The organism is Faecalibacterium sp. An77 (genome assembly GCF_002161315.1).
Lineage (GTDB): Bacteria > Bacillota > Clostridia > Oscillospirales > Ruminococcaceae > Faecalibacterium.
In genome coordinates this window covers 22,691-41,220 of the sequence record NZ_NFHK01000004.1, presented here as the reverse complement: position 1 = coordinate 41,220, position 18,530 = coordinate 22,691, and the positions used below count along the sequence as shown (strand labels likewise).

The window sequence follows — 18,530 nt, the reverse complement described above, 5'->3', positions numbered from 1 at the left end:
CAGATCAGGTGGTCAGACCGACGCCGTTCCCGGCGAGATCCGGGCGGGGAGACTCTGCCCCCCATTCCACCATATAGTAGGTGTCACGGTATTTCTTGGGGGTCATCCCCACCACCTCCCGGAATTGCTGGATAAAATGGCTCTGGGAGGAAAAAGAAAGCCGGTTGGCAATGTCAATCATGGAGTCGTTGCTGAATCGCAGCAGGTTTTTGGCCATGTCTATTTTGCGGTTGCGGATGTAGGCGCTGACCGAGACCCCGGTCTCTTTTTTAAACAGCCGGGACAGATAGCTGGAGGAAACGCCCAGCGCGTCGGCCAGATCCTCAATGGTGATCCGCTCCTTGATATGGGCGTAAATGTATTCCTTGCAGGCATTGATGTGCTTGGAGTTGGTGTTGTTATGATGGTAACGGCGCATCTTTTCGGTGTAGTCCATGACCATCTCGTCGTGCAGGCGCTTGATCTCGTCGGCGGTATGGATATCGTCCAGCTTCCGGATATAAAAATCGCTCAGCCGGAATGCCTGTTCCAGCTCCATGCCGTGCTGGCGGCACATCCGCGTCACCATGGCTGTGGTGACCACGAAATGATATTTCAGGTTGGTAATGGGGTCCTTGGACAAAACGCCAACCCCTTCTGTATCCATAAAGCGGCCCTGTTCGCAATTTTTTCGGACAGCATCCACATCGCCGTTGGCCACGGCACGGTAGAACAAAAATTCCTCGCTGGGTTCACGGTGCTCCATCTCATCGATGTCATCGTTAGCCTCGATTACAAGCCATTCATCTTTGTAACTCATTGCCGCATCTCCTTGAACCGCTTCTTGCTGTTCTGCTTAAAATCCCGCGTTCATGGAATCTTATTATGGTCAAATATACTATAACACAGCAGAGAAAACTTCTCAAGTTCTTAAAGATAGATCTTATCGCCGAATCTTGATTCGGTAAATACCTGAAAGCTGTTATGCGTTCACCAATGGAAGCCTAAAGTTTCTATTCTGTCCAACGGATTAAATCTATTCTTGTAGGATTTTCCAAATCGTTCGACAAATCGTTGACATTTGCATTTTTCAGTGATACCCTGTTCCTCAACAAAGCCGCTTTACTCAATGAAAGCCACTACATAACTTTGTTTGTCCGCTCCGCAGCTTCACCAAACCATTTTGCCGCCATCCACCCACGACAAAATCTTTTGGTGCTGCGGGGCCTTTTTCTTTTCGAGAGACTTGCAGCCGGGCAACCGGTTCGCAATTCTTCATACGTACTTTGATAACTTCATCAGCCGTCCGGACTGGATACAGCGCCATGACCTCGCAGAAATGCGGGCGAGCCTGACAACGCCGCTGCAAAACAGGGGCAGGAACTTAATTCGGATGTAAACGGCGACCCCACCAAGCAGGAGACACTGTGCACTTCCTACTTTGACCGATTGGAGACCGTTTTGAAATAAAAATTTTCAAAATGGCGGGAAAAGTAAAAAGCAAGTATCGACCCGTGGCCACAATTTCACGAATTGAAATTGATGCCGCACGCTCCGGTCGTACTTGTTGGGGAGTGCCTTCCCCAAACCCTGCTCATTTCGCGCTCTGCGCATTCTTCGGCTGCGCCGCACCTATACATAGCTCCCCACTTTCGATGGGAGCTAGTCAAACAGCAAGGAGGTACAATGACCAAGACAAAAAACTGTCCGAAACAGAACACCATTCAGAAAGACGGCCCGCCGAGGAAAACGCAATTCATCAAGTTCAGAGTTACCCCAGAAGAAAAGCGGGAACTGGAAATCATGTGCGAGATTCTCCATGTCAACATCTCCACTCTTATCCGTCGTTCCCTGCACAGTCAGTCCATCAAACAAACCATTGTTGTCACCGGCGGCGGAGAAGATGCACTGAGCATCCTCTCTGACCTGCTGGGACAATGCGGCAGGATCGGCAGCAATCTGAACCAGCTTGCCCGCCACTTCAACAGCGGCGGCAAAGATTCAGAACAAATTCGGGCACAGCTTTTGACCGAATTGTCTGCGCTCACACTCTTTCGGCTGGATGCCGAGAAAAAGATGGGAGAACTATATGGCAACCATCAAGCATACAAGCTCGAAGAACTCCGATCTTACGGCACCTGAACACTATCTGACCTTTCAGCACAACGAGTACACCGGTCTCCCAATTTTGGATGAGAACGGCCGGCCCAAACTGCGGGAGGAGTACTTACTGGACACCCTGGAATGCGGCGGACAGTCCTTTGCCATGGCCTGTCTGCTGGCAAACCGGAAGTACGGAAAGAACTTCTCTCCCGACGATGTGAAGACCCACCAATATATCATCAGCTTTGACCCACGGGACGCTGCGGACAACGGACTGACCCTGGAAAAGGCCCAGGCCCTTGGCCTGCAGTTCTGCAAGGAAAACTTTCCAGGACACCCCGCTATTATCTGCGCTCATCCCGACGGACACAACGGAGCTGGCAATATCCACGTTCACATTGTCATCGGCAGCGTCCGAATACGGACCATCCCGAGGCAGCCCTATATGGAAAAGCCCTGTGACTGGCAGGAGGGCATGAAGCACCGCTGCACGTCCGCGATGCTCCGGCACCTGCGGGTCGAGACCATGGAGCTTTGCCAGGAAGCCGGCCTCTACCAGATCGACCTGCTGAATGGCACCGGCGAACGGATTACCGAAAAGGAATACTGGGCGCAGCGGCGCGGCCAGCGCCGTCTCGACCACGCCAACCAGAAGGCAGCCGCTTCCGGCCAGCCCATCCGGCAAACCAAATATGAAACCGAGAAAGCGGCCCTTCGCCGGCAAATCCGTTCGGTTCTGGCCAAGGCTGCCAGCTTGGAGGAATTTTCCGCTCAGCTTTTGCAGGAGCATAGCATCACGGTTAGTGAGAGCCGTGGGCGGTTCAGTTACCCCACCGCCGGCCGGACCAAACCCATCTCCTCCCGCAAGCTGGGCGATGATTTTTCCAAAGAGAACGTTCTGGCTGTTCTCGCTGAAAACGCCGAGCGAAAGAAAACCGCCAGGCTCTACAGCTCTGATTCTCACCCCGACCGTATCAGCCGCCTGATTGACATTCAGGCCAAGCTGGCCACAGGCAAGGGCGCTGGTTACGAGCACTGGGCCAAGATTTTCAATCTCAAACAGCTGGCAAAGTCCATGGCACTATTCACCCGGTACAACCTGAACAGCGAGGAAGAACTGGATGCCCGTGTAACTGAACTTCAGGAAAAACGAGACGAGAGTCTCAAGGTGGTCAAAGACCTGGAGAACCGCATCAAAGCCAACCGGGAACTGAGCCGCCATGTAACATCCTATCTCCAGAACCGGAAGTTTGCTCAGCAGGTCAAGACAGCAAAGAACCCAGAAGCGTTTTGGGAACAGCACCGTGCCGAACTGGCAGCTTACCAGGCAGCAGCCGCCTATTTCAAGGCTCAAAAAATTACCAAACTGCCCAGCCTGAAACAGCTGGAAACGGAACGTGAACAGCTGATCTCGGAAAAAGCCAGGTTTTATGAGGCGTATCGTGAAGCAAAAAAGGAATGGATAGAACTCAGCACCGCACAGCAAAATCTGTTGTCGACCCTCCACCGAGAGGATCGCCAGCAGATCCAGGAAGGAGGGCTGCATGACCCAGACATTGCGCATTGATCCCGAATTCAAGGCACAGATTCCACCCCTGACCCAGGAGGAACGCAAACAGCTGGAAGAAAACATTTTGGCAGAAGGGGAGCTGCTGGCCCCAATCCTCGTTTGGAATGGCACCATTGTAGACGGACACAACCGCTATGAAATTCTGCAAAGCCATCCGGAAATCCCATGCAGCGTCCGAAACTTGGAGCTAGAAACGCGGGATGAAGTCCTCGTATGGATTTGCAAACATCAGCTTGGCCGCCGGAACCTGACGCCTGAACAGAAAAAGTTTCTGATGGGCAAGCAGTACGACGCTGAAAAACAGGCTGATGGATTTCATGGAAATCAACACACGCGCCCGGTCCCGTCTGCTGGTGCTCAAAATGAACATCAGCAGACCGCCGGGAAAACCTGTGAACGGATCGCGCGGGAGAACCATATCAGCCCCAGTGCTGTCCGCCGGGCAGCACTGTTCGCCGCAGGCGTGGATCTCGCAGAGGAGTTGTGTCCTGGCATCCGGCAGCGAGTTCTTTCCGGCGATTTGAAAGCGCCGGACGCACTCTTTGAGCGGCTGGCCAAGGCCAGGCCGGAAGAATATGCCGTCCTTCTGGAGCAGATCAAGAACCCTCAGTCCAGGGCAAAGCCTGCCTCCAAGCAGAAATTGTTTCAAACGGAGAAAAGCGTATCAAGCGAGCCGGTGTTGGCACCACACCAAGGCGAGAGCAAGCTGGTCCCTGAGAAGGCATCCTCCCTTTACAGCCAGATTGCCGATGCCTCAACGGCCATGCAGGAACGTTGGAGCACCATCTTCAAGCAAATGCCTACGCTGCTTACGTCCCCGGAACAGAGGAAAGAGGTACAGGCTATTCTTGAAAAGCATCTGGCATATCTCGCTTCGCTGGGTTTTGACCTGTCAGGCATGACGGAATCAAAGGGTGAACAATCTGCCTAGCTTTTCTTCCAGTCCACTCCGGCAGGATGAGATTAGGGCAGGCTGATGCGCCCGGATTGCGCCCGCTCATAAAAAGAGCGGGAAGTGAAAGTTTCCCGCCCTACGCGCCCGCCCGCCAAAAGATATCTTAGCTTTTAATGTAATAACGTTATTTTTAGAAGATTTCGCTTTTTGTTTTGCCGCCCTATCATCCGCCCAGAAGGGCGGTTCCGGGCGGGTAGGGCGGATCGGGCGGGTATTTTTGCATTCCTGCTTGTAATTTTTCCGGCTTCCAAAGGATAGGGGCCAGCTTTTCCACACTTGGGATTTCAAGATCCCGTATTAACTGGGTGTGTGGACCAGAACAGGAGGTGTCGTTGAACAAAAAGAAAAAAGCTCTAAACCATTCTTGCTACCCAGACGAAGTCATCGAGCAACTGGCCCGATGTTTTTATCCGGCGATTCTGGAAAGCTTCAACAACGAGGAGGACCAGAAAGCATTTGCCGCATGGCAGGCAGAACAGGCCCGCTGTTCGGCAAAAGAAAAGCAGGACGTTCCCAACGGGGAACGCCCTGATATCCATACACAGCTTTTTTCAGTTTGGGTGCATCCTTCGGGACGCACCCTTTTTATTTTGAACAAAGAAGATAAGCCAGCCTAATCTAGCTTTCGATGTGTCCGTACGATCAGCAATCCACCCATTCCATTTCCTGCTCGACTTCCCAAAAAGTCTTCCCATCGAAAATAGGGGCAGTTTGAAACTCTTCCTGGCCTTCCTTGATGGACGAACCGTTGTATTCCCAAACACAGTCTTCCGCATCAGGATCGGTTTGAGAAATTTCCATATGGACAGTGTTTTCATTGGGCATATATCCCTGAAACCAATACTTTCTACCTTTATAGATAAATACGGTATCCTGGCATGTGGAAATTCTATCTACAAATTCATTTGCACTTCCGTTTATCATCTTATCTTAATCCCCTTGGAAATTCCCCATACGTTTCTTTCATGAACATCTTTTTCAAACCGAAATGAAATAAATCAAGCTCACTGCGCTTTTGGAGAGATGCCCTGATTCAGTTCGCCCAGGAAAACAAAAAATCCGAACCCTTCTCCCACAGGAAAAAGGTTCGGATTTTTCTGATTTGGTGGGCGCGGGTGGATTCGAACCACCGAAGCATTAAGCAGCAGATTTACAGTCTGTCCCCATTGGCCACTCGGGAACACGCCCATATTCATTTTTGCGGTGTCCGTTTCGTTTGCCGGACGACTCATTTATTCTACCACAGGTGAAGCGCCTTGTCAAGAGTTTTTTCAGATTTCTTTTGGATTTCTGTCGGAACCCTTTGGGAAGACATTTAACTCTCCCCCTGCGCTGCCGTGGTTTTCCGGACCGCTTGCTTATTTTATCACCGAAGGCAGATTTTGTCAACGGGTATTTTTCGGTTTTTTGCCCAGGCCCCTTTCCGCCGACAAAATCCTGTTTTCTCTTGTGTTTTTTCAAGCTGTACTTTATAATAATGTCAGCGGCGACAAGGTTGGACGAGGGGTTTTATCTCCCCCCGCGGGCATCTGCCTGGACGGCAGCGGCTGACGGGTCTTTTTTGTTGTGCAAAAACAGCCGTCCGTTCCCAGCCTTCGCCGCGGTCCGCTCAAACCGTGAAGGAGGTATTTTGGAAACAATGAATTTTCTCGAACAATTCCTGGAGCTGTTCTCGAACTTCGGGAACCTGAATTGGCAGATGCTGGTGATGTGGGTCGTCGGCGGTCTGCTGATCTATCTGGCCATTGCCAAAAAAATGGAGCCCAGCCTGCTGCTGCCCATGGGCTTCGGCACCATTCTCGTCAACCTGCCCCTGTCGGGCGCCATCACCCAGGGCGACACCGAAGGCCCCCTGTCGGTTCTGTTTGAGGCAGGCATGTCCAACGAGCTGTTCCCCCTGCTGCTGTTCATCGGCATCGGCGCCATGATCGACTTCGGCCCCCTGCTGGAGAAGCCCTGGCTGATGCTGTTCGGCGCTGCGGCCCAGTTCGGCATCTTCTTCACCCTGTGCATCGCGGGTCTGTTCTTCCCCCTGAAGGACGCCGCTTCCATCGCCATCATCGGCGCAGCCGATGGCCCCACCGCCATCTTCGTGGCCAACACCCTGATGTCCGACTATCTGGGACCCATCATGGTGGCCGCCTACAGCTACATGGCCCTGGTGCCCATCGTTCAGCCCCCTGTCATCCGCGCCCTGACCACCAAGAAAGAGCGCTGCATCCGCATGTCCTACCAGAAGGGCAGCGTCAGCCGCACCACCCGCATCCTGTTCCCCGTGGTGGTCACCATCCTGGCCGGCCTGGTGGCCCCCGCCAGCGTGGCTCTGGTAGGCTTCCTGATGTTCGGCAACCTGCTGCGTGAGTGCGGCGTCCTGAACTCCCTCAGCGAGACCGCCCAGAACGCCCTGGCCAACCTCATCACCATCCTGCTGGGCATGACCGTGGCCAGCCAGATGACCGCCGACAAGTTCGTCCGCCCCGACACCCTGCTGATCCTGGCTCTGGGCCTGTTCGCCTTTGTCTTTGACACCGCCGGCGGCGTCATCTTCGCCAAGGTTCTGAACATCTTCCTGCCCGAGGGCAAAAAGGTCAACCCCATGATCGGCGCAGCCGGCATTTCGGCTTTCCCCATGAGCGGCCGTGTGGTCAACCAGATGGGCCTGGCCGAGGACAACCAGAACTTCCTGCTGATGTACTCCATCAGCGTCAACGTCTCGGGTCAGATCGCTTCCGTCATCGCCGGCGGCCTGCTGCTGGCCCTGATGGGGGTCTGATCCTCCGTCCCGCTGTCCCGGCGCCTGCCTGCGGCGGGCCCGGCCTCTCCATGTTACCATAAGAAAGGGCTTTGCATATGAACTTCGCTTCCCTGTCCCAGACCCTGCCGATGATGCTGATCGGCATGGTGGGCATCTTTATCGTGATTGTGGCCATCATCCTGGTCATCACCCTGCTGGGCAAGCTGTCCAACCGGTAAGCAAACGCAAAAGAAATCCCGTGTCCCCCAAAGGGACACGGGATTTTTTCGTTTAGGATTTTACAGCTCCGCTTTGGCCCGCAGCAGGAAGGTCTGGATCTGGTCCAGCTGCTTTTCGGCCACGGCGCGGCCGGTGTCATAGACCCGCTGCAGCTCCCGGGGGTCCCGCTCCATGGCGCCGATCTCCAGGGGGATGGGCGGGCGGATCACATAGGCGTCGCCGGCCTCCTCCAGCATCGAGATATAGGACAGAGTCTCGTTGTAGCGCTCGTGGCGGTCGGCCGCCGCGGCCACAAAGGCCGGATAGCGGGCGTACCGGGCCCGGATGATGGGCAGGAACTTGGTTTTCTTTTTCTCAAAGCCCTTGGGTTGGGTCAGGATGATGAGGTTCTTTTTGTAGCCGATGGATTCCAGGAACCGAACCGGGATGGAGTCCGCAATCCCTCCGTCCAGCAGGCGGTGGGGTCCGATCTTCACTGTGCGGGCCGCCAGGGGCATGGAGGCGGAGGCCTGCATCCATTTCAGGTCCTCCTCGCTGCCGGTGCGGCACTTGTGATAGACGGGGTCGCCGGTCCGCAGCTCGGTGCACACCACAAAGAATTCCATCGGGGACGCCGCAAACGTCTCGGTGTCAAACGGGTCCAGCTTTTCCGGGATATCGTGGTAGCAGAACTGCTCGCTGTACAAGTCGCCTGTGTGCAGCAGGTTGTGCATACTGGCGTAGCGCTTGTCGTTGCAGTAGGCCAGATTGTAGCGGATAACCCGTCCGGGCTGGTGCGACTTGTAGTTGCAGCCAAACACCGCCCCGGCCGAAACGCCCACCGCCCCGTCAAAGGTGACGTTGTGTTCCATCAAAACATCGGTGACGCCCGCTGTGAACATGCCGCGCATGGCGCCGCCTTCCAAAACCAATCCGGTTTTCATGATCTGCTCTCCCCCTCTGTGACGGCGGGCAGCCCCGCCGGCTGTCGTTGCGGCGGCGGGCCGTGTGAAGCCCCCGCCCGGAAAATGTTTTCTCCGTTGACCACAAGTATAATCAAAAACCGGCAAAAGTACAAGAGGCCCCCGCCCAAAAGGGGGCTGTAAAAAGGCGCGGTTTTTGTAAAATTTTCGCGCAAAAACCTATTGCCACCCCTGCCGCAATCCGGTATACTGTTGTGTATTGAGAGAAGAAGTGAAACCGCCGTCAGGCGGAGGGAGGAACCAGGCCATGAAACTTTTGGAAGAGCGCATCCGCAAAGACGGCATCATCCGCGAGGGCGGAGTGCTGAAGGTCGACAGCTTCATCAACCACCAGATGGACATTCCCCTGTTCCGGGAGATGGCCCGGGAGTGGAAGCGGCTGTTCGCCGGCAAGCCCATCAACAAAGTCTTGACCATCGAGGCCAGCGGCATCGGCATCGCAGCCATTGTGGCCAGCGAGCTGAACGTGCCGGTGGTCTTTGCCAAGAAGGCCATGAGCATCAATCTGGACTATGACAACTACGAGACCCAGATCCAGTCCTTCACCCACAAGAAGATTTACAACGTGATTGTCTCCAAAAAGTTCCTGACCCCCAACGATCATGTTTTGATCGTGGACGACTTCCTCGCCAACGGCTGCGCCCTGATGGGCCTGCTGACCCTGGCCCAGGAGGCCGGCGCCACGGTGGAAGGCATCGGCATCGCCGTGGAAAAGGGCTTCCAGCCGGGCGGCGATCTGGTCCGCGCCCGGGGCATCCAGCTGGAGTCCCTGGCCATTGTGGAGTCCATGGACGCCGCCACCGGCGAAGTGGTCTTCCGTCCCCAGCCCCACCAGAGCTGAGAAATGCAAAAAACTCCGTGTTTCCCCCAGAGGGAAGGCACGGAGTTTTCTTTTTGTCTCAATCGGCGTCAATGAGGCGGCCCAGGGCGAAGGAATAGATCCCCTTATAGGTGACTTTGCGGGGCGCAAAGCGTTTTTCCACCGCCAGGGCGTAGAGGTTCAGCTGGGGGCGGTAGGCCGCCAGAAACTCGGCCTCGGTCTTGCCCCGGTCGGTCTTGTAGTCCAGCAGTTCCAGATGATCGGGGAACACCAGCAGGATATCCGCGATGCCCTGCACCAGCACCTGTTCCCCCCGGACGGCGGGGGGCATTTCCTCGGGGGCCTGGCCCTGGGCAGCCAGCACCGCCCCCGCCGGCAGAGCCGTGATGAAGGCGTACTCCCGCAGGACTTTTTCCGCCGCCAGCACCCGCCCGAAGGCCTCCCCCGAAAAGAACCGGGCCAGCCGGGCAATGTCCAGCTTTTGGGCGATTTCGGGGGCGGTGAGCCGGGCCCCGGTCTGGCGGTCCCGCTCGGCAGCCAGGGCCTGGTCCAGGGCCTGGCCGCCCTGCCGGGAGGGTCCGGCCAGCGCGTCAAAGTCGGCGTGCTCCATAAAGGCATGGAGGGCGGTGCCCATCTCGGCGGCGGACAGGCCGTCCTTGGCCAGGAAGGCGGGCCGCTCCAACGTGACCTCCCCCGCCTTGTGAACGATGCTGGTGACGCTGACCTTGGCGGGCACCGCCGCCAGTCCTGCCGCCGGGTACTGCCACGCAAAATTGTCCCGCAAAGCCGCCGCCAGGGCGGGGTCCGCCGGGACAGGTGCAGGGGGCTCCGGCGGGGCCACCGGCTGGGCCGGGTCGGGGATGGTCAGGGTGATGACGCTGTCGGTCCGGACAAAGGGCAGCTGTAAATCCCCCGCCTGCCGCCGCAGGGGGCCGCCGTTGGGATGGACCAGCAGCGCGGCCCGCAGCCATCCCGCAAAGGAATTGCACTGGCTGTACAGCACCGGGCCCGCATCCGCCGCCAGGAAGGCCGCGGCCTTTTCCAGAGGATTGGCCGTGCGGGTTATCCCCAGAGGCAGGGTCAGAATCAGACGGTCCTGGGCCCGAGTCAGGGCCACATACAGCAGCCGCATCTGTTCGCTGCGCATTTCCCGCTCGTGGACGGCGGCCAGGGCGGTATAGGCCGCCGTCTTGTACAGCTCGCCCCCCTCCTGCCGCAGCCGCAGGCCCGCGCCGTAGACCCGGTGGAGGAGCACCGGCTCCCGCAGGTCGGCGGCGTTGAACTTCCGGGCGGTGTCGGCCAGAAAGACCACCGGGAACTGCAAGCCCTTGGACCGGTGGATGGTCATAATGGTGACGCAGCCGGGCCGGGCCGCCCCGGGCACCGTGTCGCCGGTCTCGCCGCCGGCGTCGCTGGCCGCCTCGATGGAGCGGACCAGGGCCGAAATGCCCCCGCTGCCCGCCCCGGCGCAGAAGGCCGCAAACCGCCGGGCATCCTCCCGGCGCCGCTGGCCGTTTTCCATGGCGCCCAGGGCAGCCAGATAGCCGGTGGAGGCGAAAATCTCCTCCAGCAGCCGTTCCGCCGGCATGCTGCGGGCCATCCGCCGCAGCTCGGTAAGCCGGGCATAAAAGCCCCGCACCCGGCAGGAAAAGGCGTCCTCTCCCTCCCCGGCGGCCACTTCCGCCACCGCGCCGTAGAGGCTGCCGCCTCGTTTGCGGGCCCGGAGTTTCACCATCTCGTCGTCGGTGAAGCCAAAGACGGGCCCCAGCATGGCCGCCGCCAGGTAGATGTCCTGGGCGGGATTGTCGATGATTTTCAGCAGGGCCACCAGGGGCCGGATGTGGGGCGCTTCAAAGAGGTTTTCCCGGGCGTCGGCATAGACCGGGATGCCCCGGTCCGCCAGGGCCCGGGTGTACACCGGAAATTCCGCCCGGGCCGCCAGCAGGATGCAGCAGTCCTCATACCGCACCGGCCGGGTGGAACTGCCCTCCCGCACCGGCTCTCCCGCCGCCACCAGGGCCTCAATCCGCCCGGCAATCCATGCGGCGTCGGTCTCCTGCTCGTCGTCGGGCAGCAGACAGGCCTCCACCGCGCCCTGGTATTCCCCCGGAGCGCCGCAGACCAGCCGCTGGCCCTCTCCATAGGCGGTATCGCCCAGATCGGGGCTCATGAGCTGCTCAAAGAAGAAGTTGACCCCCTCCACCACCGCCGGGGCCGACCGGAAGTTGGCGTCCAGGGCCAGCATGGCGTTTTGGGCGGGGCCATCGGGCTCCGGGCGGGCCCGCCCGCCGGGCAGCGGGGGCCAGGTCTCCAATTTTTCCCGGAAGATGGCCGGGTCGGCCTGGCGGAACCGGTAGATGCTCTGTTTCAGGTCGCCCACCAGGAACAGATTGCCCCCGTCGGGGGCCGCCAGACAGGCATACAGGGCGTCCTGGAGGGCGTTGGTGTCCTGGTACTCGTCCACCATCACCGCGCCATAGCCCGCCCGAATACCCTCGCACAGAGGGGTAGGCCGGCCGTCGGGGCCCCGGAGAAGTTTCAGGGCCAGGTGCTCAAAGTCGCTGAATTCCAGCAGCTTCCGCTCCTGCTTTTTGGCGCTGAACCGGGCGTCAAAGTCCCGCACCGCCTCCATCAGGGCCGCCAGACGGGGGGCGGCCAGGGCCCGGTCCTGTTCGGCCTCGGCCTCGCTGCAGGGGATCAGGTCCAGGATTTCCCCGAACAATCCCGCCGCCTCGTTGGCACGGGTGCGGACGGCGGCCTTCCGGGGACCGGCCAGACGGCCTTTCATCCCTTTCAGGCCCGGCTCCGGCTCCATTCCCAGCACATAGGGGGTCAGCAGGTCGTACAGGGCCTCCCATTCCCCCGCCCCGGCCAGCTGTTCCACCCGCTCCAACAGAGTCAGGGCCGATTCCAGCCGTTCCAGGGGCTCGGCAAATTTATCGTTGACTTTGGCGGCCGCAGAAGCCCGGGCCGCGGCGGTCTTTTTGCTCTCCTCCGCCCGGGCCCGCTCCTCTTCCAGGTCGGCCCGGCAGTCAGCAAAGGCTGCCCGCAGCAGCCCGCAGGCCGCCCGGGCCCGCTGTCCGGCCAGCTCCAACAGCAAATCATGCCACGACGACGATCCAAAGCTGCCCTCCTGCTGCCAGGGGGCCAGCATCTCGTCCATCTTTTTGTGGTAGTCGGGCAGAGCCCGCAGGAAGTCATAGACCTGCAGCACCGCCCGGCCCGCCGCATCGTCGCTGCGGCCCTTGCCGTACAGGTCGGCAAAGGCGCAGAAGTCGGGGTTTTGGCAGGCCTGTTCCAGGGTGTCGGCCAGGGCCGCCTCCCGCAATACCTGGACGCTGCCGGCGTCGGCGGGGACAAAGTCGGGCGGGATGTCCAGCGCCTCAAAGTGCCGCCGCAGCAGATCCAGACAGAAGGCGTCGATGGTGCAGATGGGAGCCCGCTGCAGCAGCATCCGCTGGCGGCGAAGCCAGCCGTTGGCAGGGTCTGCCTGGCTGAGCCCCAGCAGCTTTTCCCCGATGCGGGCCCGCAGCTCGGCGGCGGCCGCATTGGTAAAGGTGACGATCAGCAGCTGGTCGGCGTCCACCGGGTGGTGGGGGTCGGTGATGAGCCGCACCGCCCGCTCGGTCAGCACAGCGGTCTTGCCGCTGCCTGCCGCCGCACTGACCAGCAGCCCGCCGCCCCGGTCTTGGATGGCGGCCTGCTGGGCCGGTGTCCATTGGGGGGTCATGGCGCTTCCTCCTCTCCTTCGGTTTCTTCAAAGGGCTTGTCGGGGGCCAGGTCTTTCACAATCCGCTCGTCCTGGCCCAGCTCGTGGCAGCAGACAAACCCGTAGTCACACCACTGGCAGGGGCTCCGCCCTGCAATCAGGGGCGCGGCCCCGATCTCGCCTCCATAGAGCCGCTCTCCCATGCCGGTGACCAGGTTGTCCAGGTGGGCCTCGATGCGGTTCAGCTTGGCGGCGTCGGCCCGCCGGGCCTTCTGCCAGGGACTGGGCTTGCCGTTCACCCAGGTGAAGGGCAGATACCGCCCGGTCTTTTCGGGGTCCATGGCGTCAAAGAGTTTTTCCTCGTCCCGCACCAGGCCGTCCAGCTGACAGGGGGCGGCCGGACCGGCGGCGGCCCGGGCCGCAGTGGAGGGGTTGGGATCGGCCAGCAGGTAGAGCACACCCGCCGGCTCCGCCCCCGCAAAGCGGCCCTGCTCGTCCCGGGTCAGGCTGAACAGGTACAGCAGCATCTGGCAGTCCAGGCCGCAGTAGACTTCTTTCAGATCCAGCTTTTTGGTGCCGGTCTTGTAGTCCACCACCCGCACCCAGCGGGTGCCGTCCTGTTCCACCCATTCGTCGGCCCGGTCCACCGTGCCGATCAGCCGCACCGTCCGCCCGTTGGACAAATGATAGGTCTGGGGCTGGACGGCGCCGGCTCCCGCGCCGATTTTCAGCTCGCAGGCCGCCGGGGAAAAGCTGCTCTGGGCCTGCTCGTCCCGCAGATAACACAGCAGGGAGGCCATGCTCTTTTTCAGCCGGGAGAGCAGATACCGAAGCCGGGCGGTGTCCTCGGGCAGATACCGCCGGGCATATTCATCCACCAGTCCCGCCGCCAATGCCCCCAGCTGGCTGTCGGTCAGCTGGGCAAAGGGCGCGGGCAGAGCGCCCTTGCAGGGGTTGTCGGGGCCGGGATGAGGGTCCAGCGCCATCTGAAGCACCCAGTGCATCAGGGTGCCGCTCTGGTCCGCCGAGAGCCGGGCTTTCTTGCGGGGCTTGAGGCCCAGCACATACCGCAGAAAATAGCCATAGGGGCAGTTGGAATAGGCTTCCATCTGGCTGGGCGAAATGGCCAGCTCCAGCCCCAGCAGTCCGCCCAGGGCCGCCAGGTCCTGGATGTGATGGGGCGGGTTCTGGGCCATCCGGGTCAAAAGGTCCAGGCCGGCGCTGCCGCTGCCCGCCAGAGCCTGGGTCAGGCTGGCCCGCTCGATGTCGGTGAGGGGCCAGCCGCCCCCCAGACAGTCCAGCGCACTGCCGGGGGTGGCCGCCATATCCAGCAGGGTCAGGTCGGGGGCAGGCGGGTTCAGCGCGTCGGCGATGGGCTGGGCCGCCGCCGACAGGGTCAGCCCCGCCCCCTTGGGCCAGCTGATCCACAGCCCCCTGGCAGGGGCGGTCATGGCCTTGTAAAAGCAGACCTGTTCCCGGACCACACGGTTTTCAAAGCAGTCGGGCAGCTCAATTTCCTGCCGCATCAGGGCATCCCGGTCGGCGTGGGTCAGCAGGCCGGTCTGGCCCGGCGCGGCGGGGAATTCCCCTTCTGCCACCCCCAGCACAAAGACATAGTCCGGGGCGTCCAGACGCATCTTGCCCGCCGAGGCCAGCATGACGGCGTCCAGGGTCTGGGGGATATGTCCCAGGTCGGAGGAGCGCAGCAGCAGCCCGAACAGCTCGGCGTATTCCGCCGGGGCCACCGTCTCGCTGCCCAGCAGCTGGGCCATCTGGTTCAGCAGGTCCATCACCACGTTCCACTCCCGGGCAGCCTCCTCGGCGGCCGGGATGCCCCGGACCAGCCGCAAGGCTTCCACCTGCTGGTTCTGGGCCTCCTCGGCCCCCAGGGCCTCCAGGCAGAACCACAGGGCCTTGCTGATTTGTTCCGCACTGGCCTCCCGGCAGCGGCTTCGCAGGGTCTCGATGGGCCCCATCAGAAAAGCCCGGGCCTCCTCGGCCTTTTTCAGGTTATCCTGTTCCTCGGCGGTGAGCTTTTCGCCGCCGAAGCCACGGGGGCTCTTTTTGAATTCCTCCCGCCATTCCGACGCCCGGGGCGACCAGGTATAGGCGTAGTTTTCCAGGGCGCAGACCCGGTCCTCCGGCAGGCGGGTCAGCCCGGTTTTCACCAGGGCCGACAGCTGTTCGGTGTAGTCCGCCCCACGGACCAGTTCCAGCAGGGCGGTGACGGCCGCCGCCGGGGCGCTGAAGGCCGGTGTGGTGGCCTCGTCGCACCAGAGGGGAATCCCCGCCATCCGGAATTCATACCGCACGGCGGCCCGGTACTTGTCCAGGTCCCGGCAGACCACCGCGATTTTGCCGCAGCGGACTCCCTGGGCCATCAGACGCCGGATGGCGCCGGCGGCGGCCCGGGCTTCCTCCTCCCGGCTGGGGGCCGGATAAAGCCGGATTTCTCCCGCCGGCCCCGGCGGCGGGGTACAGCGGCCGGCGGCCAGCAGCTCTCCCAGAGCCGCCAGGGAGGGGGCGTCCTGATGGCGAAGGTCTTGTTTCAGCAGCAGGGGCACCGCTACCTCCGACCCGTTTTTCCGGGCCAGACGCCGCAGCTGGGCCCCCACCCCCTTGGCGCCCGAAAAGAGGCTCAAATCCCCGGGTTCGGCGGGGGATCCGTCGTCGCACAGGGCCACCGTCACCTGGGGCAGCGCCGCCAGCATGGCCCCCATCAGCCGCTGTTTGGGGGCGTTGAAGGTGTCGAATTCGTCGATGAACACCGCCCGGCCCTCCAGAAAGGACGGCATCCGGCCCTCGGCCAGGGCGGCTTCCAGACGGTCCGCCGCCAGTTGAATCCGGTCGGAGGGGTCCATGCCGGTCTGGGCCAGCAGGGTCTCGTATCCCTCATAAATCAGGGCCAGCTCCCCCAGCCGCCCGCTCTCGGGGCCGCAGCCCTGGGCCAGACGGGCAAAGTCCTCCCCGGTGACGCCGGCGCTTTTCAGCTCGTCGATGGTCTCGGCGGCCAGCTGGCAGAAGGCCGCGCTGTGGCGGTGGCGGTAATAGTAGTGGACGTTGTCCTGCAGTTCTTCCAGGGCGCGGCGCACCAGGGTGACCCGGCCCGCGTCGGTGAGGGTCTGGACGGCAGAGCCGCCCTCCTCCGACAGAATCCGTTCGGCCAGACTGGTGAAGGAAAAGCTCTCCACATAGCCCGAGCCCTCGTCCCCCAGTTCCCGGTAGATGCGGCCCTCGGTGGAGGAGGTGAACTGTTCCGGCACCAGCAGGATGCTGTACTCTCCCCGGGCGGCCCGCTCGGCCAGACGGGCGTAGAGCCAGCTGGTTTTTCCGCTGCCCGAGCCTCCCAACACCAGTTTCAGCATGGCGCAATACCTCCCTTTGGTCCAAAGAAAACGCCCCATTGCGCCGCCTGCGGCGGATGTGGTAGAATAGGCCTGCAAAGCAAAAAGCAAAGGAGCGTTCCGATGAAAATTTTAGCAGTTGATTACGGCGACAGCCGCACCGGGCTGGCGGTCTGCGACCCCAGCGAAATCCTGGCCACCCCCATCAAGCCCCAGATCGAAGAAAAGGCCATGGCCAAAGTGGCGGCCAAAATCTGCGAGGCGGCCAAAGAAAACCGCGCCGGGCTGATTGTCATCGGCCTGCCGCGGAATATGGACGGCACCGAGGGAGCCCGGGCCCAGAAAAGCCGCAAGCTGGGGGACATGGTGGCAGAGATGAGCGGCCTGCACGTCCGGATGTGGGACGAGCGCCAGACCACCATCACCGCCGCCGGTTTCCTGAGCGAGAGCGGCACCTTCGGCAAAAAGCGGAAGGCCATTCTGGACTCGGTGAGCGCCTCGGTGATTCTGGAAAATTACCTGGCCTGGCGGAAAAACCACCCCGGCGAGGAATAAGATTTACGGATAGGTTTCCAGGGTGACGCTGTTGATGGTGATGGCCTCGGCGGGGACCTGGTTTTCGTCCACGGCGGCAGCGCCGATGGCGTCCACCACCTCCATCCCCTCATACACCTGGCCGAACACCGTGTCGGTGTAGTCCAGATAGGGCGCACCGCCGGCAGCGGTATAGGCGTCGATGATTTCCTGGCGCCAGCCCTGGGCCGTCATCTGGTCCAGCAGCTCCTGCTCCATGCCGGGGGCGGTCTGGACCACATAAAAGACGCTGCCGCCCTCCCCGGCGTCGGTCATGGCGGCGCACAGGGCCCCCGAATAGTGGTGGAGCTTGTCGGTGTATTCCGGCGGGTAGCCATTGCCGTTCCAGATGGTGGTGGAACCGCCGGCAGCGTCCTGCCCTGCCTCCACCACAAAGCCCGACTCCACCCGGGTCACCGTCAGGCCGTTGTAGTACCCGGCCTGGACCAGGCCCACAAAGTTGGCGCAGGCCTGGGGAGCTTCCTCAGGGAAGAGCACCGCCCGGAACACCCCGGCGGACGTATCGAACACCGCTACCGTATCCCCCGACACCGGATGGGTGAACTGAAGCTCGGCGGATTCGATGGTCTCGGGGCGTTTGATCCCGCCCCCGGCCGGGCCGGAGCTGCCCTTCTGGCAGCCCGCCAGGCTCAGACCCAGCACCAAGACAAGGGCCAGCGCGGCCCGTTTCCATTTACCAGACATACTTTTCTCCTTGCGTCATATCATGTACCATGCAGCCCATGGACAAGGCCGGATCTGCACCGGCTGTTTGATGTTCAGTATACCACAGAACGCCCCCCGGCGCGAGGGCACTTGTGTGAAAACTGCAAAAAACCGTTTTTCATGATTTACCATCTTGACGAGGCGGCCAAAAAACGCTACACTATATGCAGGACGGGGACCGCACAACGGTCCCAGATGTGCATTCATAGACTGGAGTTTGGAACGATGGCTGAGGAAATGAAGACCCCCGGGGCTGAGAACGAATACGAGCCCGACCTGATGACCCTCGAGGACGAGAACGGCAACGAAATTACCTTTGAGGTGATTGATGCGCTGGACCACAAGGGCGTCCATTATCTGGCCGTCGTGGAATATGTTGAGAACGAAGAGGACATCGACGAGGACGCCCAGCTGGTGATCCTCAGCGTCGGCGAGGACGCCGACGGCGAGTACCTCGACGTGGTGGACGACGACGAAACCTTGATGGAAGTCGGCGCTCTGTTTGAGAAGCGTCTGAGCGACAGCTTCGACATCGGCTGAGCCCTCCACCGGGCCGGCCCCCAACCCGGCAGTAATCCTGCCCGGCACGACTTGTTGCGGAATATATGATCCTACTAATCATCCATCGGGAGCCTGGAGTCCGGTGGGGGATTGCAGACCGCCCCGTCAGGGTCCACCCTGGAGGCTCGATGCGGGAGCATGAAACCATTGGCAGGGCACCCACCTGTCCGTAAGGGTAGGTTTGATTCATCCGCAGACGACCGGGCGGGATTCTTTTTTAGGCATACAGCCGGAACTGTTGTTCCGGCTTTTTT

At 60.8% G+C, this 18,530-nt stretch carries 15 protein-coding genes, 1 tRNA gene and 1 other RNA gene; 10 read left to right on the top strand and 7 right to left on the bottom strand.

Annotation, left to right across the window (positions count from 1 at the left end; all coding sequences use genetic code 11):
- Nucleotides 1-4 precede the first annotated feature (4 nt).
- Nucleotides 5-799, bottom strand: coding sequence for an AraC family transcriptional regulator (locus B5G28_RS02755; protein ID WP_087246201.1), 795 nt, complete (start codon nucleotides 797-799; stop codon nucleotides 5-7).
- 866 nt (nucleotides 800-1,665) lie between these two features.
- Here B5G28_RS02755 and mobC point away from each other — a divergent pair.
- The 4 genes from mobC to B5G28_RS14925 all read left to right on the top strand — a co-directional run bounded on the left by mobC (nucleotide 1,666) and on the right by B5G28_RS14925 (nucleotide 5,224).
- Nucleotides 1,666-2,121 carry a plasmid mobilization relaxosome protein MobC gene (mobC, locus tag B5G28_RS02750; RefSeq protein ID WP_087246200.1) on the top strand — a complete coding sequence of 152 codons (456 nt, stop codon included), beginning with the start codon at nucleotides 1,666-1,668 and terminating at the stop codon, nucleotides 2,119-2,121.
- Nucleotides 2,069-3,649: a relaxase/mobilization nuclease domain-containing protein gene (locus tag B5G28_RS02745; protein WP_087246199.1), complete on the top strand. Its 1,581-nt coding sequence runs from the start codon at nucleotides 2,069-2,071 to the stop codon at nucleotides 3,647-3,649. The genes mobC and B5G28_RS02745 overlap by 53 nt, the downstream gene beginning before the upstream one ends.
- A complete protein-coding gene (locus B5G28_RS02740; RefSeq protein WP_087246198.1) occupies nucleotides 3,627-4,583 on the top strand; it encodes a hypothetical protein in 957 nt (318 codons plus the stop codon). Before B5G28_RS02745 ends, B5G28_RS02740 begins: the two co-directional genes overlap by 23 nt.
- Nucleotides 4,584-4,933: 350 nt before the next feature.
- Complete coding sequence (locus B5G28_RS14925) at nucleotides 4,934-5,224, top strand: transposase (RefSeq protein ID WP_242967445.1); 291 nt, start codon at nucleotides 4,934-4,936, stop codon at nucleotides 5,222-5,224.
- Nucleotides 5,225-5,249: 25 nt separating this feature from the next.
- Here B5G28_RS14925 and B5G28_RS14370 read toward each other — a convergent pair whose 3' ends face one another.
- Together B5G28_RS14370 and B5G28_RS02725 are read right to left on the bottom strand one after the other, a co-directional pair.
- Nucleotides 5,250-5,531 carry a hypothetical protein gene (locus tag B5G28_RS14370; protein WP_144265466.1) on the bottom strand — a complete coding sequence of 94 codons (282 nt, stop codon included), beginning with the start codon at nucleotides 5,529-5,531 and terminating at the stop codon, nucleotides 5,250-5,252.
- A gap of 179 nt (nucleotides 5,532-5,710) precedes the next feature.
- Nucleotides 5,711-5,795: transfer RNA gene (locus B5G28_RS02725), tRNA-Tyr, on the bottom strand.
- A 451-nt stretch (nucleotides 5,796-6,246) separates the two neighbouring features.
- Here B5G28_RS02725 and B5G28_RS02720 point away from each other — a divergent pair.
- On the top strand, nucleotides 6,247-7,380 hold the full coding sequence (locus tag B5G28_RS02720) for a sodium ion-translocating decarboxylase subunit beta (RefSeq protein ID WP_087246196.1): 1,134 nt from the start codon (nucleotides 6,247-6,249) through the stop codon (nucleotides 7,378-7,380).
- 77 nt (nucleotides 7,381-7,457) lie between these two features.
- Nucleotides 7,458-7,580, top strand: a complete 123-nt coding sequence (locus B5G28_RS02715) for an OadG-related small transporter subunit (protein ID WP_087246195.1) — start codon at nucleotides 7,458-7,460, stop codon at nucleotides 7,578-7,580.
- Between the two features lie 60 nt (nucleotides 7,581-7,640).
- Here B5G28_RS02715 and B5G28_RS02710 read toward each other — a convergent pair whose 3' ends face one another.
- A complete protein-coding gene (locus tag B5G28_RS02710; RefSeq protein ID WP_087246194.1) occupies nucleotides 7,641-8,504 on the bottom strand; it encodes a patatin family protein in 864 nt (287 codons plus the stop codon).
- Between the two features lie 286 nt (nucleotides 8,505-8,790).
- Here B5G28_RS02710 and B5G28_RS02705 point away from each other — a divergent pair, with 286 nt between their 5' ends.
- Nucleotides 8,791-9,384 carry a xanthine phosphoribosyltransferase gene (locus B5G28_RS02705; protein WP_087246193.1) on the top strand — a complete coding sequence of 198 codons (594 nt, stop codon included), beginning with the start codon at nucleotides 8,791-8,793 and terminating at the stop codon, nucleotides 9,382-9,384.
- Nucleotides 9,385-9,442: 58 nt separating this feature from the next.
- On the opposite strand, the gene B5G28_RS02700 is transcribed toward B5G28_RS02705, so the two are convergent.
- The gene (locus tag B5G28_RS02700; protein ID WP_087246192.1) at nucleotides 9,443-13,093 is read right to left on the bottom strand and encodes a UvrD-helicase domain-containing protein; all 3,651 of its coding nucleotides are present in this window, start codon (nucleotides 13,091-13,093) and stop codon (nucleotides 9,443-9,445) included.
- Nucleotides 13,090-16,437: a PD-(D/E)XK nuclease family protein gene (locus tag B5G28_RS02695; protein WP_087246191.1), complete on the bottom strand. Its 3,348-nt coding sequence runs from the start codon at nucleotides 16,435-16,437 to the stop codon at nucleotides 13,090-13,092. Before B5G28_RS02695 ends, B5G28_RS02700 begins: the two co-directional genes overlap by 4 nt.
- Before the next feature lie 102 nt (nucleotides 16,438-16,539).
- Here B5G28_RS02695 and ruvX point away from each other — a divergent pair, with 102 nt between their 5' ends.
- Complete coding sequence (gene ruvX / locus B5G28_RS02690) at nucleotides 16,540-16,971, top strand: Holliday junction resolvase RuvX (protein WP_087246190.1); 432 nt, start codon at nucleotides 16,540-16,542, stop codon at nucleotides 16,969-16,971.
- A gap of 3 nt (nucleotides 16,972-16,974) precedes the next feature.
- Here ruvX and B5G28_RS02685 read toward each other — a convergent pair whose 3' ends face one another.
- Nucleotides 16,975-17,694, bottom strand: coding sequence for a peptidylprolyl isomerase (locus B5G28_RS02685; RefSeq protein WP_087246189.1), 720 nt, complete (start codon nucleotides 17,692-17,694; stop codon nucleotides 16,975-16,977).
- A 246-nt stretch (nucleotides 17,695-17,940) separates the two neighbouring features.
- Between B5G28_RS02685 and B5G28_RS02680 the strand changes: the two genes are divergently transcribed.
- Nucleotides 17,941-18,255 (top strand): DUF1292 domain-containing protein, encoded by a 315-nt coding sequence (locus B5G28_RS02680; protein ID WP_087246188.1) that lies wholly within the window; start codon nucleotides 17,941-17,943, stop codon nucleotides 18,253-18,255.
- A gap of 31 nt (nucleotides 18,256-18,286) precedes the next feature.
- Nucleotides 18,287-18,491, top strand: a non-coding RNA gene (gene ssrS, locus B5G28_RS02675) — 6S RNA.
- The last annotated feature ends 39 nt before the right edge of the window (nucleotides 18,492-18,530 follow it).